General features: G+C 60.1%; 28 protein-coding genes, 1 pseudogene and 1 riboswitch. Of the genes and pseudogenes, 12 read left to right on the top strand and 17 right to left on the bottom strand.

Translation table 11 applies throughout. The features are described from left to right. Window positions 1-66: 66 nt before the first annotated feature. Complete coding sequence (locus tag CS390_RS03945; RefSeq protein WP_099773537.1) at window positions 67-585, top strand: acyloxyacyl hydrolase; 519 nt, start codon at window positions 67-69, stop codon at window positions 583-585. A 50-nt stretch (window positions 586-635) separates the two neighbouring features. Here CS390_RS03945 and phrB read toward each other — a convergent pair whose 3' ends face one another. The 4 genes from phrB to CS390_RS03965 form a co-directional block, all read right to left on the bottom strand. Further along, on the bottom strand, window positions 636-2,063 hold the full coding sequence (gene phrB, locus CS390_RS03950; RefSeq protein ID WP_099773538.1) for a deoxyribodipyrimidine photo-lyase: 1,428 nt from the start codon (window positions 2,061-2,063) through the stop codon (window positions 636-638). A gap of 29 nt (window positions 2,064-2,092) precedes the next feature. Further along, window positions 2,093-2,980 carry a MerR family transcriptional regulator gene (locus CS390_RS03955; protein ID WP_099773539.1) on the bottom strand — a complete coding sequence of 296 codons (888 nt, stop codon included), beginning with the start codon at window positions 2,978-2,980 and terminating at the stop codon, window positions 2,093-2,095. Then, window positions 2,970-3,938, bottom strand: coding sequence for a DUF523 and DUF1722 domain-containing protein (locus tag CS390_RS03960; protein WP_099773540.1), 969 nt, complete (start codon window positions 3,936-3,938; stop codon window positions 2,970-2,972). The genes CS390_RS03955 and CS390_RS03960 overlap by 11 nt, the downstream gene beginning before the upstream one ends. 102 nt (window positions 3,939-4,040) lie before the next feature. Then, the gene (locus CS390_RS03965; protein ID WP_065761016.1) at window positions 4,041-5,027 is read right to left on the bottom strand and encodes an NAD(P)/FAD-dependent oxidoreductase; all 987 of its coding nucleotides are present in this window, start codon (window positions 5,025-5,027) and stop codon (window positions 4,041-4,043) included. A 187-nt stretch (window positions 5,028-5,214) separates the two neighbouring features. On the opposite strand from CS390_RS03965, the gene CS390_RS03970 reads away from it, so the two are divergent. Both CS390_RS03970 and hemH read left to right on the top strand, forming a co-directional pair. Then, a complete protein-coding gene (locus CS390_RS03970; RefSeq protein WP_099773541.1) occupies window positions 5,215-6,117 on the top strand; it encodes a TIGR01777 family oxidoreductase in 903 nt (300 codons plus the stop codon). Window positions 6,118-6,130: 13 nt separating this feature from the next. After that, complete coding sequence (hemH, locus tag CS390_RS03975; protein ID WP_099773542.1) at window positions 6,131-7,144, top strand: ferrochelatase; 1,014 nt, start codon at window positions 6,131-6,133, stop codon at window positions 7,142-7,144. 64 nt (window positions 7,145-7,208) lie between these two features. Here the strand turns inward: hemH and CS390_RS03980 are convergent, their stop codons facing one another. Together CS390_RS03980 and upp are read right to left on the bottom strand one after the other, a co-directional pair. Beyond that, window positions 7,209-8,483: a uracil-xanthine permease family protein gene (locus CS390_RS03980; RefSeq protein ID WP_065761019.1), complete on the bottom strand. Its 1,275-nt coding sequence runs from the start codon at window positions 8,481-8,483 to the stop codon at window positions 7,209-7,211. Window positions 8,484-8,485: 2 nt separating this feature from the next. Further along, window positions 8,486-9,124, bottom strand: coding sequence for a uracil phosphoribosyltransferase (gene upp / locus CS390_RS03985; RefSeq protein WP_065761020.1), 639 nt, complete (start codon window positions 9,122-9,124; stop codon window positions 8,486-8,488). Window positions 9,125-9,286: 162 nt separating this feature from the next. Here upp and CS390_RS03990 point away from each other — a divergent pair, with 162 nt between their 5' ends. The 3 genes from CS390_RS03990 to CS390_RS04000 all read left to right on the top strand — a co-directional run bounded on the left by CS390_RS03990 (window position 9,287) and on the right by CS390_RS04000 (window position 10,792). After that, window positions 9,287-9,844, top strand: a complete 558-nt coding sequence (locus CS390_RS03990; protein ID WP_065761021.1) for a hypoxanthine-guanine phosphoribosyltransferase — start codon at window positions 9,287-9,289, stop codon at window positions 9,842-9,844. A 123-nt stretch (window positions 9,845-9,967) separates the two neighbouring features. Beyond that, the gene (locus tag CS390_RS03995) at window positions 9,968-10,435 is read left to right on the top strand and encodes a hypothetical protein (RefSeq protein WP_065761022.1); all 468 of its coding nucleotides are present in this window, start codon (window positions 9,968-9,970) and stop codon (window positions 10,433-10,435) included. 69 nt (window positions 10,436-10,504) lie between these two features. After that, window positions 10,505-10,792 carry a PA4642 family protein gene (locus tag CS390_RS04000; protein WP_099776533.1) on the top strand — a complete coding sequence of 96 codons (288 nt, stop codon included), beginning with the start codon at window positions 10,505-10,507 and terminating at the stop codon, window positions 10,790-10,792. A 54-nt stretch (window positions 10,793-10,846) separates the two neighbouring features. On the opposite strand, the gene mqo is transcribed toward CS390_RS04000, so the two are convergent. Beyond that, entirely contained in the window at window positions 10,847-12,352 is a 1,506-nt protein-coding gene (gene mqo / locus CS390_RS04005; protein WP_099773543.1) for a malate dehydrogenase (quinone), read from the bottom strand. 605 nt (window positions 12,353-12,957) lie between these two features. After that, on the bottom strand, window positions 12,958-13,191 hold the full coding sequence (locus tag CS390_RS04010; protein ID WP_099773544.1) for a hypothetical protein: 234 nt from the start codon (window positions 13,189-13,191) through the stop codon (window positions 12,958-12,960). A gap of 172 nt (window positions 13,192-13,363) precedes the next feature. Between CS390_RS04010 and CS390_RS04015 the strand changes: the two genes are divergently transcribed. After that, the gene (locus CS390_RS04015) at window positions 13,364-13,948 is read left to right on the top strand and encodes a YajG family lipoprotein (protein WP_065761025.1); all 585 of its coding nucleotides are present in this window, start codon (window positions 13,364-13,366) and stop codon (window positions 13,946-13,948) included. A gap of 68 nt (window positions 13,949-14,016) precedes the next feature. Here CS390_RS04015 and CS390_RS04020 read toward each other — a convergent pair whose 3' ends face one another. Further along, entirely contained in the window at window positions 14,017-14,223 is a 207-nt protein-coding gene (locus CS390_RS04020) for a hypothetical protein (RefSeq protein ID WP_065761026.1), read from the bottom strand. 161 nt (window positions 14,224-14,384) lie between these two features. On the opposite strand from CS390_RS04020, the gene CS390_RS04025 reads away from it, so the two are divergent. Further along, a complete protein-coding gene (locus tag CS390_RS04025) occupies window positions 14,385-14,645 on the top strand; it encodes a hypothetical protein (RefSeq protein WP_065761027.1) in 261 nt (86 codons plus the stop codon). 99 nt (window positions 14,646-14,744) lie between these two features. On the opposite strand, the gene CS390_RS04030 is transcribed toward CS390_RS04025, so the two are convergent. Next, complete coding sequence (locus CS390_RS04030) at window positions 14,745-15,911, bottom strand: 1-acyl-sn-glycerol-3-phosphate acyltransferase (RefSeq protein WP_099773545.1); 1,167 nt, start codon at window positions 15,909-15,911, stop codon at window positions 14,745-14,747. A gap of 121 nt (window positions 15,912-16,032) precedes the next feature. Between CS390_RS04030 and CS390_RS04035 the strand changes: the two genes are divergently transcribed. From CS390_RS04035 to CS390_RS04045, 3 genes are read left to right on the top strand one after another with little or no spacing between them, the layout of a single operon-like run. Next, on the top strand, window positions 16,033-16,215 hold the full coding sequence (locus CS390_RS04035) for a CPXCG motif-containing cysteine-rich protein (protein WP_065759153.1): 183 nt from the start codon (window positions 16,033-16,035) through the stop codon (window positions 16,213-16,215). Further along, window positions 16,215-16,475, top strand: coding sequence for a DUF2007 domain-containing protein (locus CS390_RS04040; RefSeq protein ID WP_099773546.1), 261 nt, complete (start codon window positions 16,215-16,217; stop codon window positions 16,473-16,475). The genes CS390_RS04035 and CS390_RS04040 overlap by 1 nt, the downstream gene beginning before the upstream one ends. A gap of 12 nt (window positions 16,476-16,487) precedes the next feature. Then, entirely contained in the window at window positions 16,488-17,108 is a 621-nt protein-coding gene (locus CS390_RS04045; RefSeq protein WP_099773547.1) for an SOS response-associated peptidase, read from the top strand. 54 nt (window positions 17,109-17,162) lie between these two features. On the opposite strand, the gene CS390_RS25595 is transcribed toward CS390_RS04045, so the two are convergent. After that, entirely contained in the window at window positions 17,163-18,005 is an 843-nt protein-coding gene (locus CS390_RS25595; RefSeq protein ID WP_371917185.1) for a methyl-accepting chemotaxis protein, read from the bottom strand. Between the two features lie 12 nt (window positions 18,006-18,017). Continuing rightward, window positions 18,018-19,304 (bottom strand): annotated as a pseudogene (locus CS390_RS25600) (HAMP domain-containing protein); the annotation flags it as partial. A gap of 154 nt (window positions 19,305-19,458) precedes the next feature. On the opposite strand from CS390_RS25600, the gene CS390_RS04055 reads away from it, so the two are divergent. After that, the gene (locus CS390_RS04055; protein ID WP_065759149.1) at window positions 19,459-20,277 is read left to right on the top strand and encodes a M48 family metallopeptidase; all 819 of its coding nucleotides are present in this window, start codon (window positions 19,459-19,461) and stop codon (window positions 20,275-20,277) included. 78 nt (window positions 20,278-20,355) lie between these two features. Here CS390_RS04055 and CS390_RS04060 read toward each other — a convergent pair whose 3' ends face one another. From CS390_RS04060 to CS390_RS04080, 5 genes are all read right to left on the bottom strand, one after another. After that, entirely contained in the window at window positions 20,356-20,943 is a 588-nt protein-coding gene (locus CS390_RS04060) for a TMEM165/GDT1 family protein (RefSeq protein WP_099773549.1), read from the bottom strand. Window positions 20,944-21,031: 88 nt separating this feature from the next. Beyond that, window positions 21,032-21,150: riboswitch (yybP-ykoY riboswitch) on the bottom strand. A 38-nt stretch (window positions 21,151-21,188) separates the two neighbouring features. Continuing rightward, window positions 21,189-22,187, bottom strand: coding sequence for a class I SAM-dependent methyltransferase (locus CS390_RS04065; RefSeq protein WP_099773550.1), 999 nt, complete (start codon window positions 22,185-22,187; stop codon window positions 21,189-21,191). A 48-nt stretch (window positions 22,188-22,235) separates the two neighbouring features. Next, window positions 22,236-23,201, bottom strand: a complete 966-nt coding sequence (locus CS390_RS04070; protein ID WP_065759146.1) for a 2-hydroxyacid dehydrogenase — start codon at window positions 23,199-23,201, stop codon at window positions 22,236-22,238. A 107-nt stretch (window positions 23,202-23,308) separates the two neighbouring features. Further along, window positions 23,309-23,710: a MerR family transcriptional regulator gene (locus CS390_RS04075; RefSeq protein WP_065759145.1), complete on the bottom strand. Its 402-nt coding sequence runs from the start codon at window positions 23,708-23,710 to the stop codon at window positions 23,309-23,311. Between the two features lie 68 nt (window positions 23,711-23,778). Next, entirely contained in the window at window positions 23,779-24,354 is a 576-nt protein-coding gene (locus tag CS390_RS04080; RefSeq protein ID WP_065759144.1) for an NAD(P)H-dependent oxidoreductase, read from the bottom strand. Between the last annotated feature and the right edge of the window lie 101 nt (window positions 24,355-24,455).

The raw sequence follows: 24,455 nt of genomic DNA on the forward strand, positions 1-24,455 counted from the left end.
ATTTTCTACTACGTTGTTGAATGAAACAGAAAAACTAAAAACTGCATTAAGAACAGGACGTTTCTCATGAAGAAACTGCTTTGCTTGGCTGCAACTGCAGCCGTGATTCTGGGGCAATCATTTACAGCTCAAGCCGCCGATGCATCGGTCTCGGTAGGGCAGACCGGCGACTCGACCATGGTCTATCGCTTTGGTTTGCAATCCAACTGGGATGCCAGTTGGTTGCAGACCAGTGTCGGCCGTGTCACGGGGTACTGGGATGGCGCCTACACCTATTGGGAGGGCGATGAAACCACCAGTAACCACAGCCTGTCGTTTGCACCGGTGTTTGTTTATGAGTTTGCCGGTGAGTCCATCAAGCCTTATGTCGAAGCCGGCATTGGTGTCGCAGCCTTCTCCAGCACCGAGCTGGAAAGCAACAGGCTCGGTTCGTCGTTCCAGTTTGAAGACCGTATCGGCTTTGGTCTGCGTTTCGCCGGTGGGCATGAGCTGGGTGTGCGTGCCATCCACTACTCTAACGCCGGCCTGACAACGCCCAACGACGGCGTAGAAAGCTACTCCCTGCACTATCGCATGCCACTCTGATTCCTTGGCGTTTACTCGAGCAGCGGCTTAGCCGCTGCTCAACTGACTCTTCATTCGGGTTTTTGGGGTAAGTGTTTGAACGCACTCAGGGCCCGCTGTCGACTGCTGCCCAGATCCACTATCGGGCCAGGATAGTGACGAACAGCAAACAGCCCGCCTACAGACTGAGGGGCGTGGATGGTTTTGTTGTCCAGGTCAGCCAGCTCCGGCAACCAATGCCGGATAAAACGTCCCTCACTGTCGAAGCGTTGCGACTGACTGATCGGGTTGAAGATCCGAAAATAAGGGACGGCATCCGTGCCCGTTGATGCGCTCCATTGCCAGCCGCCGTTATTTGCCGCCAGGTCACCGTCGATCAGATGACGCATGAAAAAGCGTTCGCCTTCACGCCAGTCAATCAGCAGGTTTTTGGTCAGGAACATCGCAACGACCATGCGCAGGCGGTTATGCATCCAGCCGGTGGCCAGTAGTTGGCGCATGGCTGCATCGATGATCGGAATGCCGGTGCGCCCTTGCTGCCATGCCTCCAGCTCGTCAGGTGCGTTGCGCCACGGCACCGCTTCGGTTTCCAGGCGGAAAGCGCGGTGTCGCGATACCCGCGGATACCCGACCAGAATATGTTTGTAGAACTCGCGCCACAGCAGTTCATTCACCCAGGTCACAACACCCTTGTTGCCACTGTCGAACTCGCCTCGATTGTGTGAAAGCGCCGCGTGCAGGCACTGGCGTGGGGAGATCACCCCGGCAGCGAGGTAGGGGGACAACTGGCTCGTGCCAGGCAGCGCCGGAACGTCGCGCTGATCCTGATAGTCCTCGATGGCGTCCTCGACAAAGGCGTTCAGCCGCCTTTGAGCTTCTTGCTCGCCGGCTGGCCAGAGCGCGCGCAGTGTTTCCGAGACGTTGTTGAAACCCGGTACTGATTCAGGGATCGGGTCGCTAGCAATTGCCAAGGGTTGCTGCGGCGCGGGGCTTGCGATCAGCCGAGGCAGGGCCAGGTGCAGGCGTTCATAGCAGGTTTTGCGAAACTGACTGAACACCTGAAAGTAACCGCCGGTCCTGGTCAATATGCTGCCGGGTTTGAACAGCAACTGGTCCAGATAGCTCACCACCTCGATTCCGGCGTCGCTCAACTGGTTACGTACGGCATCGTCTCGGCGCTGTTCGTGAACCCCGTATTCCTCATTCATGTGCAGTGTCTGCACATGGTGCTCCCGGCACAGCTGTAGCAGAACCTGGGGGGCGTTGTCCCAGTGCTCTGCCTGACGAACCAGTAGTGGAATGTTCAATGCAGCCAGTGACTGGCTGAGGGTTCGCAGGCTGCGTAGCCAGAAGTCGACCTTGCACGGCGCATCGTCATGCGCCAGCCACTGGCTTGGGCTGACCAGCCAGACGGCCAGTGTCGGGCCGCGCTCGGCAGCGGCGGCCAGAGCGGTGTTATCGGACACGCGAAGATCGCTACGCAGCCAGAGGAGTTGCATGTGGGTTCCTTGATATCGCAGGGGTTGAGTTATCGTGAGGCGTCTTGCAACGCTTGCACGACCTCCAACGGGGTGTCGAGCAGGCATAGCCGGGGGTTTTTCACCGCCAGTGCCATGAGGTCATCCTGATGGATGCTGATCGCGCTGCCGTCCAGCAGGGTAGGTATCTGGATTGCACTCAGGCTGCGCTCAAGTTGACGCATATCGACCGCCCTGTTCAGGCACAGTAACAGCGCCTGGGGTTGCATGCGTTCGAGGGTCAGCGCCAGCTCGGCCGGGGGCAGTGGCCAGTCGAATACTTCTACCGCGTACCCGGCACTACTGAGCAGCCAGGCGCATAGCCACAACCGTGGATCGAAGACCAGGTCTGAGCCGTTGATCAGCAGTACTGCCGGGCCATTGAGTTGGCGGTTGCTGTGATAGAGGCGCGCTCCGAGTTTGCTGCGTAGCCAGCAGTGGAAGAACACTTGTTCCATGCGTGCGCCAAACTGGCTTTGCCAGCGCAGCTCCAGCTCGGCGAACAGGGGTAGCAGCAGTTGCTCGCACAGCGTGGTCGCAGGGTACAAGGCGATCGCCTGATTGAACTGTTGGTCCAGACGGCGTTCTGCCAAGGCAGCGATGCTGCCGGTTATGTCCTGGCGCATGGCCTGCCAGGCACCGTGTTGATCTGTCTGGGAGGCTACCGGGCGGCTGTCCAGCAGTGCCTTGATCTGGCCGACAGACACACCACGGTTGAGCCATTGGACGATCTGTTGAATGCGCTGCACATGCTCGGTGCTATACAGTCGATGGCCTTTGCCTGTGCGTTGTGGGGTAATCAGGCCATAGCGTCGTTCCCAGGCGCGAAGCGTAACCGGGTTGACGCCGGTGAGGCGTGCAACCTCTCGGATCGGCAGTGGCAGCGGCTCAGATGGCATTGCGCAGGCCAAGGGTTTCAGGGTGTGGCTTCAGGTAGATTTGCTGCTCCAGATAAGGGTCAGGGTGCCGACGCAGGTGGTGCTTGAGCAGGGTCAGTGGGACGACCAGTGGCACCGTTCCGGCTTGATACTGATCGATCGTCTGGCGAATTTCCTCTTTGTCGGCGGCCTCAATGAAATCGCGCAGGTACCCACTCAGGTGCATCAGTACGTTGCCATGGGTGCCGCGATTGGCGCAGCGGCTCAGTGCCTTCATCAGTTGGCTGAAGTAGCGCGGGCCAATTTCTTCGGCGTCATCACTGCGGCTCATGCTACCCAGCAGCTTGCCCAGGACTTTGTACTGTTGTGGGTTGTTTGCCATCAACAGGTACTTGCAGCGGGCGTGGAAGCTGATCAGTGCATGTCGGCTCAGGCCTTGCGCCAGGTATTTTTGCCACTCCGCGTACACGTAGACGCGGGTGATGAAGTTCTCACGCAAGGCCGGGTCGCACAGGCGGCCATCTTCCTCCACAGGAAGATCAGGTCGTTCGGCACAAAACGCTGCGGCATAGGCACCACGTCCACCCTCTGTGGCCGGGTAGCCGTTGTCTTGATACACCTTGACCCGTTCAAGCCCACAGGACGGCGACTTCTGCATGAAGATATAGCCGCAGATGTCCTGAAGCTCATTGGCCATCTGCCGCCCGTAGGCACCAAGCGGGCCAGAAAGGTCCAGCTCGGGTTCGCGAGGGTTGATCACACGAGGCTGCTGAGGATCGCCCACCAATCGAATGGCGGCCCGCGGAACGCCCAGGCCGATGGCCATTTCCGGGCACAACGGAACGAAGTCGAAGTACTTGGCCAGTGTCTCGTTGCATAGCTTCGAGGCTTTATGGCCAGCATTGAAGCGTACTTCCTGGCCGACCAGGCAAGCGCTGATGGCGATTTTGGGTTTGTGTGGCAGCTCGTGAGTATCCATGGCGAGTCCAAAACTTGTACAAATTAAATGTTATGTACAGATTTGATCATCATAGATAGGAGGCTGTACAAGTCAAACGATTTGTACAGCTTTTTGGCAAAATCAGTCCAGATGCTCAAGTAGTCGCCGAGCGGCTTCCTGGCCACTCAGCCAGGCCCCTTCAACCCGACCTGACAGGCACCAGTCGCCGCAGGCATACAGGCCCTGGTCAGGGTCAGCCAGCGCCCCCCACTCATGGTTGCTGGAAGGGCGTGCATACAGCCAGCGATGGGCAAGGGAGAAGCTCGGCGCTGGCACGGCACAGCCAATCAGCTCGGCGAAGTTGCCGAGCAACTGCTCGATCACGGCCTCCTTGGCGAGGTCGATGTGCTGTTTGCTCCAGTTCGCGGTGGCGTGAAGCACCCAGGTATCAATGTGTTCGTCGCGTCCTGGCTTGCTGCGATTGCGCGCGAGCCATTCGAGTGCGCTGTCTTGTATGAAGCACCCCTGCAGGGGCGTATCCAGTGGGCTTTCAAACCCCAGCGCAATGGCCCAGGTGGGGTCCATCTGTACGCTGGCGACGGTTGCGGCAAGCTTGGGTGCCGCCGTCAGGAGCTGGGTTGCCTGAGGGGCGGGCACCGCAATGATGACGCGGCTGAACGGGCCATGGCTGCAGCCTTCGGTGTCCTGCAGGTGCCAGTAATGCTTGCCGCGAAAGACTTCGGCGATCCGGCAATTGAAGTTCACCGTCGAGTCTTTGAGCAAGGCGCGGGTAATCGCGCTCATGCGTGGCACACCTACCCAGCGAACTTGCTCGTCTGGCGAGGGGGTGAGTTGGCCCGCGCTGTAGTTGTAGAGGTGTGGTTTCCACTCTGCGACCGAGCCGTGTGCCTGCCATTCCTGAACCTGGGCAAGGAAGCGCCTGTCGCGGGCAGTGAAATACTGTGCGCCGAGGTCGAGTGCCCCGGCTTCGCTGCGTTTGCTGGCCATGCGCCCACCGCTGCCTCGGCCTTTGTCGAAAAGATGCACAGTCTGCCCGGCTTTTTGCAGTGCCTGGGCAGCGGACAAGCCGGCGATGCCTGCGCCGATGATTGCGATAGGTATGGTCATGATGGCCTCTTTGAACCTTTGATACGCAGACTACGCTGTCTGACAAACCTGTACAATGTCTGTTCAATGTACAATATTGATCCGCGCGTTACAGCCAGGTTCGCCTATGTTTATCCGAGAGCGATCGGTCAAAAAAGTGCCTTGTTCTTAAAAATAGACCAAGCGTGCGCCACATGAGGACACAGTCATGCATATATTGCTGACCGGCGGTACTGGTTTGATTGGCCAACGGCTTTGCCAGTACTGGCTGACAAAAGGGCATCAGTTGACAGTGTGGAGTCGACGACCTGAACAGGTGGGGCGTCTCTGTGGGGCAGGGGTGCGAGGCATTGATCGACTTGAGGCGTTCGGTGATCAAACGCTGGATGCAGTGGTCAATCTGGCAGGTGCACCCATCGCCGATCGACCTTGGACCAGTGCGCGGCGTGCGCTGCTCTGGGGTAGTCGGATCACCCTCACCGAGCAATTGCTGGCCTGGCTTGAGCAGCGCCAGCAACGGCCTTCCGTGCTGATCTCCGGTTCGGCTGTGGGTTGGTATGGTGATGGTGGTGAGCGTGAATTGACAGAGGCCTCACGGCCGGTCAAAGAGGATTTCGCCAGCCAGTTGTGCATTGCCTGGGAAGAAACGGCGCAGCAGGCCGAGGCCTTGGGTATTCGCGTCGTGCTGGTGCGAACCGGGCTGGTGCTGGCCAGTGAGGGCGGTTTTTTGTCGCGCCTGCGACTGCCATTCAAACTCGGCCTGGGTGGGCCTATTGGCGATGGGCGGCAGTGGATGCCATGGATTCATATCAATGACGAAATCGCCCTGATTGATTTTCTCTTGCAGCATAACGACGCCAGCGGTCCCTATAATGCCTGCGCACCAGAGCCTGTGCGTAACCGAGAGTTTGCCAAGCGGCTTGGTCGGGCGCTGCATCGGCCAGCCTTGTTACCCCTTCCGGCACCGTTGCTGAAGCTTGGGCTGGGTGAGTTGTCGACGCTGCTGCTGGGTGGCCAGCGTGTGCGCCCCGTGCGCTTGCTGGCAGCTGGCTTCACTTTTCAATTCAATGATGTGCAATCTGCCCTGGATGAATTGTCCAGTCGCCTCTGAAATAGGACGTTGCATGACCGATCATGCTCTGCTGCTGGTCAACTTGGGTTCGCCGGCTTCCACCGATGTCGCCGATGTGCGCCGTTACCTCAATCAATTCCTGATGGACCCTTACGTCATCGACCTGCCTTGGCCGGTTCGCCGGTTGCTGGTCTCGCTGATCCTGATCAAGCGCCCAGAGCAGTCGGCTCATGCCTATGCCTCGATCTGGTGGGACGAAGGCTCGCCGCTGGTGGTCCTGACACGCCGCCTGCAGCAGGCGATGAGCGAGCAATGGACGCACGGCCCGGTGGAAATCGCAATGCGCTATGGTGAGCCTTCTTTGCCTACCGTACTGGCGCGCCTGGCGGCTCAGGGGGTGCGCAAGGTCACGCTGGCGCCGCTGTACCCTCAGTTCGCCGACAGTACTGTCACCACGGTGGTCGAACAGGCGCGGCAGGTCATTGCCGAGCAGAAATTGTCGTTTGAACTGGCAGTGCTGCAGCCGTTCTACGATCAACCAGAGTACATCGACGCACTGGTTGCCAGTGCCAAGCCCTACCTGCAGGAAGATTTCGATCACTTGCTGCTGAGTTTCCATGGCTTGCCCGAGCGTCACCTGACCAAGCTTGATCCTACCGGCAACCATTGCTTCAAGAGTGCCGACTGCTGCCGCACGGCATCGCCACAAGTACTTGCCGTGTGCTATCGCGCACAGTGCATTCGTGCGGCCGAGTCTTTTGCCCGGGCCATGGGCCTGCCCGAGGGCAAATGGTCGGTGTCATTCCAGTCCCGGCTGGGGCGGGCGAAGTGGATCGAACCCTACACCGAAGCGCGCCTGGACGAGTTGGCCAAAGCCGGGGTCAAGCGCTTGCTGGTAATGTGCCCGGCGTTTGTCGCCGACTGCATCGAGACCCTGGAAGAGATCGGCGACCGTGGGCGTGAGCAGTTCATCGAGGCGGGAGGGAAGGAGTTGGTGCTGGTGCCGTGCCTGAATGATCACCCGGATTGGGTACAGGCCCTCAAGACGCTCTGCGAAAGGGCGTAAAGCAGGTGGTATGGCTGCAGGGGCCAGCACGGCTGGCTCCTGCAGGATCAAGCACCCGGTGCAATCAAGGCAACTGATCGTCCAGTGCCTTGTTCTTCCAGCTGTCGTTGCCCGGCAGCAACAGGTTCAGGCCGATGGCAACCACGGCGCACAGGGCAATGCCTTTCAGGCCCCAGTCGCCAGGGCCGGTGCCGCTGCCAATCAATACGCCGCCAATACCAAACACCAGTGTCACCGAAACGATTACCAGGTTACGGGCCTCGCTCAGATCGATCTTGTGCCGGATCATGGTGTTCATCCCCACCGCGGCAATCGAACCGAACAGCAGGCAGAGGATGCCCCCCATTACCGGTACCGGGATGCTCTGCAGCAGTGCGCCGAACTTGCCGATGAAGGCCAGGCCAATGGCGAAAATCGCCGCCCAGGTCATGATCTTCGGGTTGTAGTTCTTGGTCAGCATCACTGCGCCGGTGACTTCGGCATAGGTGGTGTTGGGCGGGCCGCCAAACAGGCCGGCTGTGGTGGTGGCGATGCCGTCACCGAGCAGGGTGCGGTGCAGGCCCGGCGTTTTCAGGTAGTCGCGACCGGTCACGCTACCGACGGCTATGACCCCGCCGATATGTTCGATCGCCGGGGCCAAGGCCACCGGAACGATGAACAGGATGGCTTGCCAGTTGAATGCAGGTGCGGTGAAGTGCGGCAGTGCCAGCCATGGGGCCGCCGCGATCTTGGCCGTGTCGACCACGCCAAACACGAAGGCGAGGGCGAAGCCCACCAGCACGCCAGCGATGATCGGTACCAGGCGGAAGATGCCCTTGCCGAACACGGCGACGATCAGGGTGGTCAGCAGCGCCGGCATGGAGATCAGCATCGCCGTGCTGTAGGGAATCAGCTCAGTGCCGTCACCGGCCTTGCCCATTGCCATGTTGGCGGCAATCGGCGCCATGGCCAGGCCGATCGAAATGATCACCGGACCAATCACTACCGGCGGCAGCAGGCGGTCGATAAAACCGGTGCCCTTGATCTTCACGGCCAGGCCGAGGAAGGTATAGACGAAGCCGGCAGCCATTACCCCGCCCATGGTTTCGGCCAGGCCGAACTGGCCCTTGGCGAGGATGATCGGGGTGATGAAGGCGAAACTGGAGGCCAGGAACACCGGAACCTGACGCCCCGTGACCACCTGGAACAGCAGCGTTCCGAGACCCGCGGTAAACAGTGCCACGTTCGGGTCGAGGCCGGTGATCAGAGGCATCAGCACTAGCGCGCCAAAGGCGACGAAGAGCATCTGCGCACCGGAGACGACCTGACGCCAAAGCGGGTCGTTGAACTCATCCTGCATGCTCAGGCGTCCTTCTGCTTGGTACCGAAGATCTTGTCTCCGGCGTCGCCCAGCCCTGGGATGATATAGCCGTCTTCATTGAGGCGTTGGTCGATCGACGCGGTGTAGATCTGTACGTCGGGGTGAGCCTTCTCGACCGCTGCAATACCTTCGGGGGCAGCGACCAGAACCATGGCGCGGATGTCCTTGCAGCCAGCCTTTTTCAGCAGGTCGATGGTGGCAACCATCGAGCCGCCAGTGGCCAGCATCGGGTCGATGATCATTGCCAGGCGCTCGTCGATTTCCGGCACGAGCTTTTCAAGGTAGGTGTGCGCTTCGAGGGTTTCCTCGTTGCGGGCAACACCAACGGCGCTCACCTTGGCGCCAGGGATCAGGCTGAGCACGCCGTCGAGCATGCCAATGCCGGCACGCAGGATCGGTACGACGGTGATCTTCTTGCCGGCAATTTTTTCGACCTGGACAGTACCGCACCAACCTTCGATGTCGTAGTTCTCCAGGGGCAGGTCCTTGGTCGCCTCGTAGGTCAGGAGTGCGCCGACTTCCTGGGCGAGTTCGCGAAAATTCTTCGTGCTGATATCGGCACGGCGCATGAGGCCGAGCTTGTGGCGGATCAGCGGATGGCGGATCTCACGGGTAGGCATAGGAAATGGCTCCGGGGGCGGGCAAAAAAACCGCGCTAGATTAATCTATTCGCTTCAGGTGTCCTATAGGTTATCAGGACGTTAGTCCAGAAATGCTTGATCTGATGCCCGTGGGTGCGTACCTTTGCCCGCTTTTCTCAATTGCCGCCCCTGGAGAGCGCCATGTCCGCTGATCTCGAGCACATCCGTCAAGTCATGCGCGAGGCTGACTGCCTGTACACCGAAGCTGAAGTCGAAGCAGCGATTGCCCGCGTGGGTACGCAGATCTGCGCAGACCTGGCCGATAGCAATCCAGTCGTGTTCTGTGTCATGAACGGCGGCCTGATTTTCGCTGGCAAGTTGCTGACACACCTGAACTTCCCGTTGGAGGCGTCGTACCTGCACGCCACCCGCTACCGCAACCAGACCAGCGGCGGCGATCTTTTCTGGAAAGCCAAGCCGGAAGTCTCGTTCATTGACCGCGACGTGCTGATCATCGACGACATCCTCGATGAAGGGCATACTCTCAGCGCCATCATCGACTTCTGCAAGCATGCCGGCGCGCGCACTGTGCACACCGCTGTGCTGATCGACAAAGACCACGACCGCAAGGCCAGTCCGGACTTGAAGGCTGACTATGTCGGCCTGGGCTGTATTGACCGTTACATTTTCGGTTACGGCATGGACTACAAAGGTTATTGGCGCAACGCAGCCGGTATCTACGCGGTCAAAGGGCTGTAAGGCCCGCAACGCCCTCGTTGCCGACAAGGTCGGCGCCTTGCAGCATCTCATGTTGCAGGTGCCAGCCTTGCCGACGATGGGGGCATCCGCCACACTGCAAGGCCATCCGCGAAGGAGCCTGCCGTGCGCCTGTTTATCCCCCTCCTGTTAGCACTGAGCCTCCCTGTCGCTGCTGCGCCGTTGCACAGCCAGTTCTTGCCACCTGATGACCTTTCCCTGCGCCAGGAAAAGCCTGAATCTCAGCAGCTGATGCAGGTCACCGACTATTCCGTGGTGGTCGGCAATCAGCGCCAATCAAATCAGCAACCGATCCCGGTGACATCGCCTCTGGTGTTGCGCTTGAAGGGCAAGCCGCTGAGCAAGGGGGCGACCATCAGCCAGGTCGTGATCAGCTTCGATGCTGAAAGCAAAAGCTTGAAGAAACCGGCGTTTGACGACAAGTCGCGCACGCTGACGCTCAACTACCCGCTTGCCCAGTATCGGGTCATTCTTGATTTGCTACGCAACGATACGGTGTATGTGCAATTTTTGACCTATGCCAATGGCCACATCTGGGCGGACCTGCACACGGGAACCGTACGCACGCGTTGAGGCGCGAGGTGGCCCGGGGGTAAACTGCCGACCCCTGAAATGTTCGTGATGGTTCAGCTGGAGTCGGCAATGCGTAAAGACAAGAAACAGGTAATTGGTGATGAGATCGGCGACGCGCAGATCAAGTTGTTCCTCGATTTCGAGCCGGCCGATGCCACTTCGCCGTCGCTGCACAAGCTGATCAAGGCTTATCGCGGTCTGCGGGTCGACGACTTCGAGCGTTTTGTCGGTTTCTTTGTTGAGGCCGGTCTGGATCTCGATGGCAAGGATGAGCAGGGCAATACCTTTGTCACGCTGATCAAGGACCAGCGTAACGCTGCCGACTACATCGAGATCATCGAGAAAGCGCGCGGCTGAGTCTGCCAGGCCCATAAAAAAACGCCCCGAAGGGCGTTTTTTTATGGCTGCAGATCAAGCGTAGTTCTGAGTCGGGCTGGGCTCTGCCAGTTGCAGTGCCTCGTCGTTGTACGCGCTGATTTTGCGGTACAGCGCAGCATCGGCCGCCAGAACCTTTTCCCGTGCCGGGAAAATTTCCTTGAGCTTGGCCGCCCAGGCGCCTTTGGCTTGCTCAGGGAAGCAGCGTTCGATCAGTTCAAGCATGATCGACACGGTTACCGAAGCACCTGGCGATGCGCCCAGCAGGGCAGCAAGGGAGCCGTCTTTGGCTGCGACCAGTTCGGTACCGAACTGCAGAACGCCGCCTTTTTTCGGGTCTTTCTTGATGATCTGCACGCGTTGCCCAGCCACTTCCAGGCGCCAGTCTTGCGCCTTGGCTTCTGGGTAGAAGCGACGCAGCGACTCCAGGCGTTGCTCCATCGACTGCATCACTTCGCTGACCAGGTAGCGGGTCAGGTCCATGTTGTCGCGGGCAACGGCGAGCATTGGGCCAATGTTACCCAAGCGTACCGACAGTGGCAGGTCAAGGAACGAGCCGTGCTTGAGGAACTTGGTGGTGAAGCCGGCATATGGCCCGAACAGCAGGGACGTCTTGCCGTCGACAACACGGGTATCCAGGTGCGGAACCGACATCGGTGGCGCGCCGACAGACGCCTGGCTGTAAACCTTGGCCTGGTGCTGTTTGACGATTTCCGGGTTGTCGCAGCGCAGCCACTGGCCGCTGACCGGGAAGCCGCCGAAGCCCTTGCTCTCTTCGATGCCCGACATCTGCAGCAGCGGCAGGGCCGCGCCACCGGCGCCAAGGAAGACGAAGCGAGCATCAACTTCACGGCTGCTGCCGCTGTTGACGTCCTTGATGCTGACGGTCCAGCCGCTGCCGTTACGACGCAGGCCGGTGACCTTCTTGCTGTACTTGACCTGTGCATCGGGTGCATTGGCCAGGTGCTTGAGCAACTTGTTGGTCAGGGCGCCGAAGTTGACGTCGGTACCCTTGACGACGCGGGTAGCGGCGATGTGCTGGTCGGCCGGACGGCCTGGCATCATCAGCGGCATCCACTCCTTCATAACCGCTTTGTCTTCGGTGTACTCCATGTCGGCGAACGCATGGTGCTGCTTGAGCAGCTCATAGCGCTTCTTGAGGAAGGCAATGCCTTTCTCACCCTCGACATAGCTCAGGTGTGGAATCGGGTTGATGAATGCCCGCGTTGAGTTGAAAGCACCCTTTTTGCTCAGGTACGCCCAGAACTGACGGGAGACCTCGAACTGGGTGTTGATGTGTACAGCCTTCTTGATGTCGATGCTGCCGTCGGCAGCTTGAGGCGTGTAGTTCAGTTCACACAGCCCGGCATGGCCGGTACCGGCGTTGTTCCACGGGTTGGAACTTTCCGCGGCACCCGAATCCATCAACTCGACGACTTCCAGCTTGACTGCCGGGTCGAGTTCCTTGAGCAGTACGGCCAAGGTGGCACTCATGATGCCTGCCCCTACCAGTACCACATCGACTGCTTCGTTCTGCGCCATTAACGCGTCTCCAAAATCTTCAGCACCAAATTGACAGCATGGGACCCCTGGGTAAGCCAGGATCGCCATGTCCGATTCTTCGCAGGTTTTGCAACTTCAGCGGACACCACCAACCGGGCTTTGCGTTGCCTATGAACGCATTTTAGTACCCGTGCGGCAATTCGACTTATGGTCAAGGTATCCGTCGTGCGTTATGGACCGGCCTCAGTCGCCCACCTTGGATGAGCGCTGTTGCCAGCTGTTTGGGGCTTGTTGGGACACTGCTGGTGCTTTTGCACATGCCAGACTGTTCATTTTGCTCGCCACACTCTTGTGAAGTTGTGAAACCCGTTTTTTCACGCTCTTTTGGAGACGTGAACCTCAAAATGGGCTGCGCGATGGCAGACCCGGCAGGTTCTGTGCAGAGCAAGGGTCGAATGAATCAGACTCACTGGCTGGTGCAAGACCTGTGTGGAAGGCTCTCTGTGGGCGGTGCGGAGGGTGCCAACAGTTGGTATTGGCGGTGCTGCGAGGCCCGATCAGGAGACGTCCTTATAATCGGGGGGAGATTATAACGAAGTCTTCGGCAGAAACGACCTTTTTAGCGACATTTCTTGAACCTGTCGTCAGGCGGCGAGTGTTCGCTGAGGGCGGGAGCTCATTGAGCGGGCCATTACTTTGGCACTGGTCGGCAAGGGGCGGTTCAGCCAATGTAGCCGAATTTCGTTGATCTCCACCCAGTGGCCGTCAATTGGTGCGTCGGTGCAGTGTTTGAAAGCCTGGCACAGCCCTGCGCCATCGAGTCGGGCAAAGTAGCGTTGGGGTTGGCGTTTGAACAGCAGGGCCCAGAGGGAATTCATGGCAGCGTACCTGTTATGACTGCATCAAGCATAACCCCCAGCAGATGACAGGGTGTTGACAGCGAACCGCTGTCCGTTCTCACGGTCTGATTCGCCAGTGGCCAGCCGATGGCTGCTACCGTCGGTGCTGGTTATACTGATGCCCTTTGTTGCTATTCCTGGAGAGATGCGCATGTTGCACCGTCTGTTGTTCGGTTTGATCGCTGTGACCAGTCTGACCCTGGTCGGTTGTGCCCACAGCCCGCAACAACTCAGCCCGCAACCGAAACTCACCGCCCAGCTTGCACCGGTTGGCCATGGTCAACCGGTCGTGGTACGCGTGGTTGATGGTCGTGCTTCGCAGACCTTGGGCACCCGGGGTGGTCTGTACCCTGAAACCAGCGCAATCACGGTTTCCGGTAACGATATCCAGCCAAAATTGCAGGCTCAGGCCGAAGCTGCCGTGCGTTTGCTGGGCTTCACCCCTTCGCCGAATGCCTATAACGCGCCACAGTTGACCGTGACGCTGGTCGAGCTGAAGTATCAGTCGCCCAAAGAGGGCCTGTATGTCACCGAGGCCACCATTGGCGCTACCTTCCGCGCTGATGTCGCCAATGCCAACCGTCGATACAGTGGCCGCTATGGGGCATCCCTCGACCAGCGTTTCGGCATGGCGCCGAATCAGGACACCAATACCCAACTGGTGAGTGATGTGCTCAGCGATGCGCTGACCCGTTTGTTCAAAGACCCGACTGTCGGTCAGGTCCTGGGCGAATAACCCGACGCGTGTTCAGCAAAAAGCCCGCTACCGGTTGTCCGGTAGCGGGCTTTTTTGTACCCGCTGTATCAGGCCGCTTCGACGTAGAAGTCCAGCATGCTGATACCGGTCTGGCTGTCGACTTCGGGCAGGTGCTCATGCGCATGGCCGCCCAGCGCGCAGTACACCAGCCACTGACGGTCCTGAACGTTGAACGCAAGGCCGTCGATCAGCGCCTGCTGTTCATCGCTCTGGGCGATCAGGTAGAGGCGATCCTGGTTTTCGGCGTGCAGCATGACGAAGCTCCGTGTCTTTTCAACGGCCGATAGACTGGCCTGGCTGCATGACGATCGGATGACAGTGGGGCGGTCGTTTGTCGCAAAGCGCAGGACTGGAGCCAAGGCTTGGGTAGAATGCCGGGCTCTGGTTGTCCCGTTTCGCATTTATGAGGTTTTCGATGTCGCTGCAGATGCTCTGGGGGCTGATGGCCGCCCATCCCGCCAAGCTGATCAACGTGCTGGCGTTGCTACTGACCTGTCCGGGCAGCTTTTTGTTGCATGGTGCTCGACGTCGCGAGGCCCGCGCCCTGGCGGAGCGGCCTGCGGGTGAGGCGGTGCTCGATGTGACGACTGTGCGGGTCAATCGTTTCTATTACGCGCTGGGCTTTGCCTTCCTGGCAATGGCGCTGCTGCTGTCCTGGGTCAGCACCTGGGCCTGATTCAACCGTGCTCGCTCAGGGGCGCCTGAGGCATCAGGGCTGAGCCTGCACGGCCTGTGCAGGCGCCCGGCGGTGCCGGCGCCTGCAGTTGGCGTGCGGTTAAAGCGCCAAGCCCGCCTTTACCCGGTACTGGTTACGTACCGGCGTCGCGTACTGCAGCACCAGATACGGCCGATGTTCGGCGGGGCAGGCGTCCAGTCGGCGCTGCCATTCGGCCTGCGCCTTGGCCAGTTCATCTGCCGCGAACAGCTCGGAGGCCTTTGGCACCTGCAGGCTCGGGTCGGCGTCGCTCCACTGGGCATAGGCCAGGTAGTGCGCCGGGAACAGGCGATAACCACCGAGAATCTGCCGGTCGATCGCCGCTGCCAACTGCTTGGTGTCTTCGTAAGCTTCGGTGATCGGCGCGGCGAAGTTGATGTGCACCCGGCCTTTGTAGCCCGTGATGCCCTGGGCAATGCTCAGGTCATCTTCACCTGGCGCCTTGGTATAGCTGCCGGTGGTGGCGCGAATGTACAGCTCGCGGGCCTTGGCCAGGTCGCAGGGGTCGTATTCGTAGCTGATCGACACCGGGCTCAGGTTCAGCGAGCGAATCACCTCACCGAATGGCTCGTCCTTGCGGCTCATGTGGAACATCTTGAGGATCGCCGAATCGGTGCGATCATCGCCATCTTTCGCCCGGCCTTCGGCCTGGGCAATCCAGATCGACTGGCCGTCGGTACGGATCGAATGGTTGATGTAGGCCGAAAGCAGTTGATAGGCCGCCAGTTTCTCACGGCGGCCGGTCAACGAACGGTGCACGATGAAACTCTTGTTCAGGCGCATCATGTCGCTGACAAATGGCTTCTGCAGCAGGTTGTCACCGATGGCGATGCGCGGGGTTGGCAGGCCGGCATGGTACACGGCGTAGTTGACGAAGGCCGGGTCCATCACGATATCGCGGTGGTTGGCCAGAAACAGGTAGGCCGTACCGGACTTGAGCCCCTCGACGCCGGTATAGGTCACGCCGTCGGTAGCCCGTTCTATAGTGTGATCGACGTAGAACTCGACCTTGTCCTGCAAGGTTGATACGCAGGTAACCCCGGCGAATTCATGGCGCAGGCGGCGGGCGATCAGGGGCTTGAGCAGCCAGCCGAACGCGCCAGCCATGCGCGGGAAGCGAAAGTGGGTGAGGATATCGAGGAAAGCCGGGTCGCTGAGCAGGCGTGCCAGAACGGCAGGGACCTCAGCGTCGTTGTACGGTCGGATGGCATCGAATTCGCCCATCATGCTCTCTTGTTGGAAACGGCTAGGGTAATAGTAAGGCCTGGGTCTGAAAAAACGGCTCAGACACGCAAAGGGCTTGTAAACAGACCGGTGATTATACGCACAAGTCACGCTGGAGGCCGCGATGCTGGAGACTGAGTTCCATGATTGTCCCTACTGCGGGGAGGAGTTTGAAGCGGTGCTCGATCTGTCGGGCGGCGATCAGGAGTATGTCGAGGACTGCCCCGTATGTTGTCGACCGATCGTGTTCATGCTGCAGGTTCACGATGGCGAGTGGATGCTCGATCTAAAACGCGAGGACGAGTGATGCAACGGATCTATGAGCCGGAGAATCTGCTTGAGGCTGAATTGCTCTTTGGCATGTTGGTCAACGAAGGTATCGACGTGTACCTTGCGGGTCGCCACCTGCTGGGCGGTGTCGGCGAGCTTCCCATGCAGGGGTTGCTGGGGCTGACGGTGCCGGACGAGCAGGCAGAGCGCGCACGTCGGCTGATCGCCGAGTACAATGTTGCTCAACCCCTCGCGGGTGATGAACCGGAGAGCCTCCCCGGTATTCTGATTTGCTAGGTTGCCTGCCTCATGTGTGGACGTTACGCCCTGTTTCGCTGGTCTTCGGCCTTTGCCGCCTTGCCTGGCTTTCCCGCCGACCAGCAGGCGCAGTGGAACATTTCGCCCGGTGCGTCGGTGCTGATACAGCGCCGTGTCGACGGTGATCTGGAGCTTGCCAGGGCGCGTTGGGGGCTGACGCCGGCCTGGCTGACCGACCTGTCGCGCACACCGGCTCATGCGCGCGCCGAAACCCTGGCAGAGCAGCCAATGTTCCGCGACGCCTTCCGTTTGCGCCGTTGTCTGATGCCGGCCAACGGCTTTTACGAATGGCGCGGTTCAGTGCGCAAGCGGCCTTACTGGTTGACGCCGGGGGAAGGAGCTTCGCTATTCTTTGCGGCTGTCTGGGAAGCCTATCCGGTGCAGGAGCAGGTGTGGTTGAGCACGGCAGTGGTAACCCAGGCTGCGATGAGCCAGCGTCGGCCGCTCATTCTGGACGAGGCTGGCCAGGCTGCCTGGCTGAACCCCGAAACGCCGCTGGCCGAGCTGCATAGCCTGCTGGCCAGCCCTGCCGCGGCACTGCGTGAACGGGTGCTGGCGAACCTGGTCAATGACCCCAAGCTCAATGCACCGGAGTGCCTGACGCCGGCGTAAGGCCGGCGCTAAAGCAGCACAGGCCCTCTGCGCAGGTGCCTGGTCGTCTGAGGCTCAGACCTTGAACTGGTTGATCAGCCGCCGCTGCTGTTCAGCCAGTTTGGTCAGTTCGGCGCTGGCGTTGCTGGACTCGTCCGCACCACCGGCGACCTCGTTGGCCACCTGGCCGATGTTGATTACGTTGCGGTTGATGTCTTCGGCCACCGCACTTTGTTCTTCCGCCGCGCTGGCGATCTGGTTGTTCATGTCGTTGATCACCGAAACGGCCTGGGTGATGCTCTCCAGCGCTTCGGCTGCCTTGGCTGCCTGTTGCACGCTGTCGTCGGTCTTGCCCTGGCTGTCTTCCATGACCTTGACGACATCGCGGGTGCCTTGCTGCAACTGCTGAATCATCTGCTGGATTTCTTCGGTGGCCTTCTGGGTTTTCTGTGCCAGGTTGCGTACTTCGTCGGCGACCACCGCAAAGCCGCGACCTTGCTCACCTGCACGGGCGGCTTCGATGGCTGCGTTCAGGGCCAGCAGGTTGGTCTGCTCGGCGATGGCGCGGATCGCCACCAGAATGGCATTGATGTTCTCGCTGTCGCGGGCCAGGTTTTGTACGACCCCCACTGCACGGCCGATTTCATTGGCCAGTGCACTGATCGAGTTGGAGGTGCTGCGCACGATCTGCAGGCCTTCGTTGGCGGCCTGGTCGGCGCTGCTGGCCGCTTGGGCTGCATGGGTTGCGTTACGGGCCACGTCCTGCGCCGTGGCGGTCATTTCATGTACTGCCGTGGCTACCAGGTCGATTTCGGCCATTTGCTTGTGCACACCCTGGTTGGTGCGAATGGCGATATCGGCGGTGTGTTCAGAGGAGTCGCTGACTTTCTGTACCGAGCTGACCACCTGAGTGATCATTGCCTGCAGTTTACTCAGAAAGGTGTTGAAGCCTTTGGCAATGGCGCCGAGTTCGTCGCTGCGATCACTGGTCAGTCGCCGGGTCAGGTCACCTTCACCCTGAGCGATGTCGTTGAGCATGGCCACCATCTGCCGCAAGGGTCGTGCGATACCGTGGGCCAGCAGCCAGATCACCAACAGGCCGAGTGCGGCGATAGTCAGGCCGACCAAGGTCATTCCGGTGATATCAGTGGCCCGTTGTGCACTCAAGTCGCTCTGCAGCTTATCCAGCTCGGCCATCACCGCGCTGATTGGCAATTGCAGCATCAGGGTCCAGCGAGCGTCGGTATTGCCGATGCGAAACGGCAAGAACAGCTCGATCTGGCCGTTGCTACGGTCAATCTCGTAACGCAGGTTATCGCCGGTCAGGCTATTCAATGCCTGAGCTTTATTGGCGCCAAGCACATCGCTGGCTTTTTCGCCGAACTTGCTTTCGTCCTTGGTGTAGGCCACCAGGCGTCCGTTGCTGGACACCAGCGCGAGTTCACCGGCGCCATTGTAGAGTTGGCTGTCGGCGGCCTTGAGCATGTCCTGAATGAAGTTCACCGACAGGTCGGCACCCGCAATGCCCTGGAACTGACCGTCTACCATGATGGGCTCGATGAACGAGGCAAGCATGACCACCTTGTCACCCACCTTGTAGGGTGCCGGGTCGATGACACAGGCCTTTTTCGAGTCTTTCGAGCACAGGTAGTACTCGCTGGCGCGCACGCCCGTGGCTAGTTGTGTCGGGTCGTCGACATCGGCCAGTTTATCCACGCCCAGGCTACCGTCGTCGTTGCGGAACCACCAGGGCAGGAAGCGTCCGGTGGCGCTGTCGATGCCGATGATCGAGGTGCCGACGAAGCGCGCATCGTCGTGGTCCAGCGCGTTGGGCTCCCAGCCGAGATAGCTACCGAGGATCAGTGGGTTGCTTGCTACGGTCTGCTTGACCATGGCGATCAGTTGTTCACGCTCGATGTTCAGCAAGGGCTTACCCGTAGCGTCCTTCATGCCCAGCATGGCGTTGCTGGTCGCCAGGCTGCGGGCGATCAGCAGCGGCGCTTCGAGGCCGCGCTGAATCTGGCTGACCTGGGTGCTCGCCAGCGCCGTCAGGCGTTGCTCAATGACGGTTTCGAACTGCTGCTGGGTGCGGCTTTGTACCAGCGTCTGAGTCCGTGCGCCGGAAAACACGGCGTACAGCACCAGTGCGGCAACGATGCTCAACACGATGGCGCCAGCAAGGGCTGCCACGGAAAACTGGATCGACTTGAACTTCATCAGGGGCTCCGAGCACACGTAATGGCGTCTGCACAGCGTTATCGGCCCGAAGTGTGAAAAGCATGAGTGCCGTTCGTGAAATGTTCGCGAACGGCAATAGCGTAGTTATCCTAGTCGGCCTAGGATACGCAGCGTGTTTGAATGGAGTGTTTTCATGCGTAAGTTATTTGTAATGGGTGCCTTGAGTGCCAGCGTCCTGCTCAGTGGTTGCCAGGCAATCAATACCACCAGCGGCGGAGCGGTCGGTGTCGAGCGCAAGCAGTACATGTTCAGCATGCTCTCGACCGATGAAGTCAATCAGATGTACGCCCAGTCTTACCAGCAAACCCTCGGCGAAGCGTCGAGCCAAGGCGTGCTCGACAAGACCAGCAGCAATGCGCGCCGCGTTCAGGCCATCGCTGATCGCCTGATTGCCCAGGCACCACAGTTCCGTCCCGATGCTGCGCAGTGGAAGTGGGAAGTCAACCTGATCCAGAGTGACGAGCTCAACGCCAACTGCGGGCCTGGCGGCAAGATCATTTTCTACAGCGGCCTGATCGACAAGCTGAAACTCAGCGACGATGAAATTGCTGCGGTCATGGGCCATGAAATCGCTCACGCCCTGCGTGAACATGGACGTGAAGCCATGTCCAAGGCGTATGGCATTGAAATGGCCAAACAAGGTGCCGGCGCATTGCTCGGCCTGGGCCAGGACAGCATGGCGCTGGCCGATACCGTGGTGCAGTACAGCCTGACACTGCCCAATAGCCGCGACAATGAAAACGAAGCTGACCTGATTGGCCTGGAGCTGGCCGCGCGAGCCGGTTACAACCCGAATGCCGCGATCACCTTGTGGAACAAGATGAACCAGGCGTCGGGTGGCGCATCGCAGCCTGAGTTCATGAGTACTCACCCGGCCTCCAGCAGCCGGATTGCTGCGCTGCAAGCGGCCATCCCGAAAGTGATGCCGCTGTACCAGCAAGCCAAGCGATAACGCCATACCCCTTGCAAGCAATGAAAACCGCGCCTCCTGATTGAGGCGCGGCTCCATCCTCGATAACAGGCGCTTGTGTCAGCTTATCCAGCCGCTGACTTGCATCGCCGAGTACACCGCTACTGCGGCCAGCACGAAGAAGGCTGTGGCTGCCAGGCGACGGATCAGCGTCAGTGGCAGTTTTTCGGCCGCAAAGTTGCCTGCCAGTACCACGGGCACGTTGGCAATCAGCATCCCCAGGGTCGTCCCTAGAATGACCAGGATCAGGTGAGGGTACTGGGCGGCCAGCATCACTGTGGCCACTTGGGTCTTGTCACCGATCTCGGCAATGAAGAATGCAATCAGCGTGGTCAGGAACGGGCCGAAGCGTCGTGCCGTGCTGCCTTCGTCATCGTCCATCTTGTCTGGAACCAGGGTCCACAGGGCAGTGGCGGCAAAGCAGGCGGCGAGGATCCAGTGCAAGGTCACGGCGGAGAAGAAACTGCTGACCCATGCACCCACCGCACCCGCAGCGGCGTGGTTGGCCAGGGTTGCGGCGATGATACCGGCAATGATTGGCCAGGGTTTGCGGAAGCGAGCCGCAAGGATGAGCGCGAGCAGTTGGGTCTTGTCGCCAATTTCGGCGAGCGCGACGATTGCGGTTGGGACTAGCAATGATTCCAGCATCAGGATTCCTACGGGGGCGGGTCGACACGGCTATGACACGTACGACCTCCCCGCCCCGGGTAAGGTGTGCGTGTCATAGGTCTTGTCAAACCCTGGGCTCGCTTTGCGGGCCGTGGGTCGCACGCGCCATGGTCTGTGGACCAAGTATGTTGACGCGTACCGGGCGAGCAGGGCGCTCGCGGGAGACTACTCCCCTAGGACGGAGCGGATTCTGCCTAGGCCAAGCCGATTCGGCAAGTGCTGTTTTAACTGCGGGTTGCCTGGTAGATCCGAAAGCCCTGCGCTTCGATGCGCAGCTGGCAGTTACCCAGCGCAGCCTCGATCAGCGGTTGATAGCGCAGGAAGTTGTTGGCGACCAAGCGCAGTTCTCCACCTTTTTTCAGATGTTTGGCTGATTTTTGCAGCAGGTTCTCCGATGTCTGGTAGTGAGTGTGCACCCCGGTATGGAACGGCGGATTGCTCAGGATCAGGTCCAGATTGTCGGGGGCGGCGTCGATACCGTCACCACAGATGACCTCACCTTCCAGGCCGTTGGCGGCCAGGGTCAGGCGGCTGCTCTCGACGGCGAAGGCATCCACGTCGAGCAGGGTCACCTGGCTCTGTGGATAACGGCGTTTGACTACTGCGCCGAGCACGCCGGCACCGCAACCGAAGTCCAGCACATGGCCGACCGGTAGCTGCTCCAGGTGTTCGAGCAGCAGTGCGCTGCCGCGGTCGAGCCGGCCATGGCTGAACACGCCCGGCAGGCTGACCACGGTCAATGGGCCTTCGGCCAGCGGCAATTCGAAACGTTGAGCCAGGCTGTGCAGGTTTGGCGCTTCAGGCACGTTATCGACGGTCACCTGCCACAGTTGGCAATGGCGAGCACTGTCGAGTTTGCGCGGTTTGCCGAAGGCCTGCAGTTGCTTGGCCGCGCCCTCGATGCCGCCGCGTTTTTCCCCCACCAGGTACAACTCGCGGCCCGCCAGGCGTGAGGCCAGCGCGTTGAGCAGGTAACTGGCCAATTCACGGGACTTGGGCAGAAACAGCACCGCCGCCTCGAATGGCTGGGGCGTGACCTCTACTCCAAAATGGCTGCGGCCGCTGAAGCGCGCCTGCAGCGCAGCCTGATCGCCAGCATGCCAGCTCCAGCCGTGGGCCGCAGGCAGTTGGCCGAGCAGGTCGTCGGCGGGCAAGCCGGCCAGCAACAGCGAACCCTGAAACAAGTCGGCCTGTCGAAGCAACACTTCACTGCGCGGGTCCATGGACGGCGGCTCCTGAAAAAGGGACGGAGTTTACCAGAAGCCTGGGTGTCAGCTGACAACCCGGCGTGGCTGGCCGGCAAAAAACGCCTGGGCGTTTTCGTGCAACTGCTCGACGATGCGCTGCCGCGCCTCGCGAGCACCCCAGGCGCTGTGTGGCGTGACGATCAGGCGCGGGACATCGGTGGCCAGCAATGGGTTGCCGTTAACGGGGGGCTCGACGCTCAACACATCCGTCGCAGCACCACCGAGATGACCCGAGCGCAATGCATCGGCCAGCGCCTGTTCGTCGATCAGCCCGCCACGGGCCGTGTTGACCACGAATGCACCGGGCCTGAGCAAGGCCAGTTCACGGGCGCCGATCAGGTTGCGGGTGTTGTCAGTGAGTGGGCAGTGCAGGGTCAGTGCATGCACCTGTGGCAACAGTTCATCCAGCGGCAGGCGGTCTTCACGGGGTGGGCGTCCTGGCAGTTGGCCAAACAGCACGCGCATACCGAAGGCTTCGGCCAGGCGCGCCACCGCGCCACCCAGTTCGCCATGCCCGAGCATGCCCAGTGTCTTGCCTTCCAGTTCGACAATCGGGAAATCCAGCAGGCAGAACTGTTTCGCCTGCGCCCAGCGACCCGCGGCGACAGCCTGCTGGTAGTCCGTCAGGCGTGTGGCCAGGGCCAGCAACAGGGCCAGCGTGTGCTGGGCCACCGAGGGCGTGCCATAGCCCTGGCAGTTGCTGACGACAATGCCTTGGGCCCGGGCGGCATTCAGGTCGACATTATTGGTGCCGGTGGCGGCTACCAGGATCAGCTTCAAGTCCGGGCAGGCGGCCAGTGTGGCGGCATCCAGCACGACTTTGTTGCTGATGGCCACTGTGGCTCCTCGCAGGCGTTCAACAACCTGGTCCGCTGTGCTGGAAGGATACAGCTGCAACTCGGCGAAACCTTCACGCAGCGTACCGAGGTCAAGGTCGCCCAGATCGAGGGAGCTGTGGTCGAGGAAAACAGCGCGGTGAGGGGTATTCATCGAGGAAGGATTCCAGGTCGGCAAGGAGGTTTGGAAACACGGGCAGTGTGGCTACTTGAGGATCTTAGCGCTCCCCAGCCGCCCAGGAAACGTAGGGCTTTCGTATTTCAGCTCATCGCGGGTCGCGCCTCTTCCAGGCGGCTCAGCTCGAAGCTGCATTGCGCACGGGCGTCCTGAACGCTGGCTTCAAATTCGACCAGGCCATCATGCAGGCTTTGCAGCGTGTCGATCTGGGCGCGCAATTCGTGCTTTTTGTCGGCGATTGCCTGCTGGGCCAGGTCCCAGGGAATTTTATCGCCACGGTAATCCTGGAAAATCGCCTGCATTTCCTTGAGCTTGAAGCCCAGTTGCTGAGCGCATTTGATGAACGACAGCAGTTCGACACTCTGCTGGTTGTAGATCCGGTACTTGCCTTCGCGCACGGGCTCGGGCAGCAAACCGATCTTTTCATAGTGGCGGATGCATTTGACGGTGGTGCCTGAAAGCTGGGCTGCTTTGCCGATGTACATCGATAGTCCCTTCGTTCCTTGAAAAGTGGCAACGCACATGCCAACTCCCCGGCGCAGCCGTGCAGGCCTTAGCGACCGGCGAGGGTTCTGGTCTGGGCCAGCCAGGTTTCGCGCTGTGCCGGTGTCGAGCCAAGCATCGGCCCGAACGTCAGGGTACGGGTCGGCTTGATGCCGCAGAACGCCAACGTGGTCTTGCGTATCTGGTGCAGGCCGGGCATGCGGTAGATCCAGCGGTAATACCACGGTGGCGTGTCCATCGTCACCAGCAGATGGGCCGTTCGTCCCTTGAGCAGCTTGTCCGGAAAAGCGGAGTCGCTGCGGTATTTGAAGGCGAACCCGGGCAGGAAGACCCGGTCGAAGAAGCCCTTGAGCAAGGCTGGAATGCCGCCCCACCAGATCGGGTAAACGAAGGTCAGGTGATCCGCCCAGAGAATCTGCTTCTGTGCCTCCAACAGGTCGGGCTCAAGTGCCTGGATCTCCTTGTAACCCTCATGCAGGACTGGATCGAAATCCAGTGCCGGGAGGTTCAGCAGGCGAACCTCGTGGCCTGCTTCGGTGGCGGCTTTGACATAGGTGTCGGTCAGCGCGGCACAAAAGCTGTCGGATGAGGGGTGGCCAAGAACGACCAGAATACGTTTGCTCATGGTGACTCCAACGACAGGATGAAGTCGATGAGGGTAGAGTCTGCCCCTAACGGTAGAGTCAAGCAAAAAATCGTTGGTAACTGTGTCTGTTGCTCGAGGTA

Source organism: Pseudomonas sp. HLS-6, from assembly GCF_002753995.1.
GTDB classification, from domain to species: domain Bacteria; phylum Pseudomonadota; class Gammaproteobacteria; order Pseudomonadales; family Pseudomonadaceae; genus Aquipseudomonas; species Aquipseudomonas defluvii.

Bases quoted from the DNA above. Each gene is read 5' to 3' on its own strand.
- CS390_RS03945 (WP_099773537.1), top strand. From the start codon at position 67: ATGAAGAAACTGCTTTGCTTGGCTGCAACTGCAGCCGTGATTCTGGGG.
- phrB (WP_099773538.1), bottom strand. From the start codon at position 2,063: ATGCAACTCCTCTGGCTGCGTAGCGATCTTCGCGTGTCCGATAACACC.
- CS390_RS03955 (WP_099773539.1), bottom strand. From the start codon at position 2,980: ATGCCATCTGAGCCGCTGCCACTGCCGATCCGAGAGGTTGCACGCCTC.
- CS390_RS03960 (WP_099773540.1), bottom strand. From the start codon at position 3,938: ATGGATACTCACGAGCTGCCACACAAACCCAAAATCGCCATCAGCGCT.
- CS390_RS03965 (WP_065761016.1), bottom strand. From the start codon at position 5,027: ATGACCATACCTATCGCAATCATCGGCGCAGGCATCGCCGGCTTGTCC.
- CS390_RS03970 (WP_099773541.1), top strand. From the start codon at position 5,215: ATGCATATATTGCTGACCGGCGGTACTGGTTTGATTGGCCAACGGCTT.
- hemH (WP_099773542.1), top strand. From the start codon at position 6,131: ATGACCGATCATGCTCTGCTGCTGGTCAACTTGGGTTCGCCGGCTTCC.
- CS390_RS03980 (WP_065761019.1), bottom strand. From the start codon at position 8,483: ATGCAGGATGAGTTCAACGACCCGCTTTGGCGTCAGGTCGTCTCCGGT.
- upp (WP_065761020.1), bottom strand. From the start codon at position 9,124: ATGCCTACCCGTGAGATCCGCCATCCGCTGATCCGCCACAAGCTCGGC.
- CS390_RS03990 (WP_065761021.1), top strand. From the start codon at position 9,287: ATGTCCGCTGATCTCGAGCACATCCGTCAAGTCATGCGCGAGGCTGAC.
- CS390_RS04000 (WP_099776533.1), top strand. From the start codon at position 10,505: ATGCGTAAAGACAAGAAACAGGTAATTGGTGATGAGATCGGCGACGCG.
- mqo (WP_099773543.1), bottom strand. From the start codon at position 12,352: ATGGCGCAGAACGAAGCAGTCGATGTGGTACTGGTAGGGGCAGGCATC.
- CS390_RS04010 (WP_099773544.1), bottom strand. From the start codon at position 13,191: ATGAATTCCCTCTGGGCCCTGCTGTTCAAACGCCAACCCCAACGCTAC.
- CS390_RS04015 (WP_065761025.1), top strand. From the start codon at position 13,364: ATGTTGCACCGTCTGTTGTTCGGTTTGATCGCTGTGACCAGTCTGACC.
- CS390_RS04020 (WP_065761026.1), bottom strand. From the start codon at position 14,223: ATGCTGCACGCCGAAAACCAGGATCGCCTCTACCTGATCGCCCAGAGC.
- CS390_RS04025 (WP_065761027.1), top strand. From the start codon at position 14,385: ATGTCGCTGCAGATGCTCTGGGGGCTGATGGCCGCCCATCCCGCCAAG.
- CS390_RS04030 (WP_099773545.1), bottom strand. From the start codon at position 15,911: ATGATGGGCGAATTCGATGCCATCCGACCGTACAACGACGCTGAGGTC.
- CS390_RS04035 (WP_065759153.1), top strand. From the start codon at position 16,033: ATGCTGGAGACTGAGTTCCATGATTGTCCCTACTGCGGGGAGGAGTTT.
- CS390_RS04040 (WP_099773546.1), top strand. From the start codon at position 16,215: ATGCAACGGATCTATGAGCCGGAGAATCTGCTTGAGGCTGAATTGCTC.
- CS390_RS04045 (WP_099773547.1), top strand. From the start codon at position 16,488: ATGTGTGGACGTTACGCCCTGTTTCGCTGGTCTTCGGCCTTTGCCGCC.
- CS390_RS25595 (WP_371917185.1), bottom strand. From the start codon at position 18,005: ATGATCACTCAGGTGGTCAGCTCGGTACAGAAAGTCAGCGACTCCTCT.
- CS390_RS04055 (WP_065759149.1), top strand. From the start codon at position 19,459: ATGCGTAAGTTATTTGTAATGGGTGCCTTGAGTGCCAGCGTCCTGCTC.
- CS390_RS04060 (WP_099773549.1), bottom strand. From the start codon at position 20,943: ATGCTGGAATCATTGCTAGTCCCAACCGCAATCGTCGCGCTCGCCGAA.
- CS390_RS04065 (WP_099773550.1), bottom strand. From the start codon at position 22,187: ATGGACCCGCGCAGTGAAGTGTTGCTTCGACAGGCCGACTTGTTTCAG.
- CS390_RS04070 (WP_065759146.1), bottom strand. From the start codon at position 23,201: ATGAATACCCCTCACCGCGCTGTTTTCCTCGACCACAGCTCCCTCGAT.
- CS390_RS04075 (WP_065759145.1), bottom strand. From the start codon at position 23,710: ATGTACATCGGCAAAGCAGCCCAGCTTTCAGGCACCACCGTCAAATGC.
- CS390_RS04080 (WP_065759144.1), bottom strand. From the start codon at position 24,354: ATGAGCAAACGTATTCTGGTCGTTCTTGGCCACCCCTCATCCGACAGC.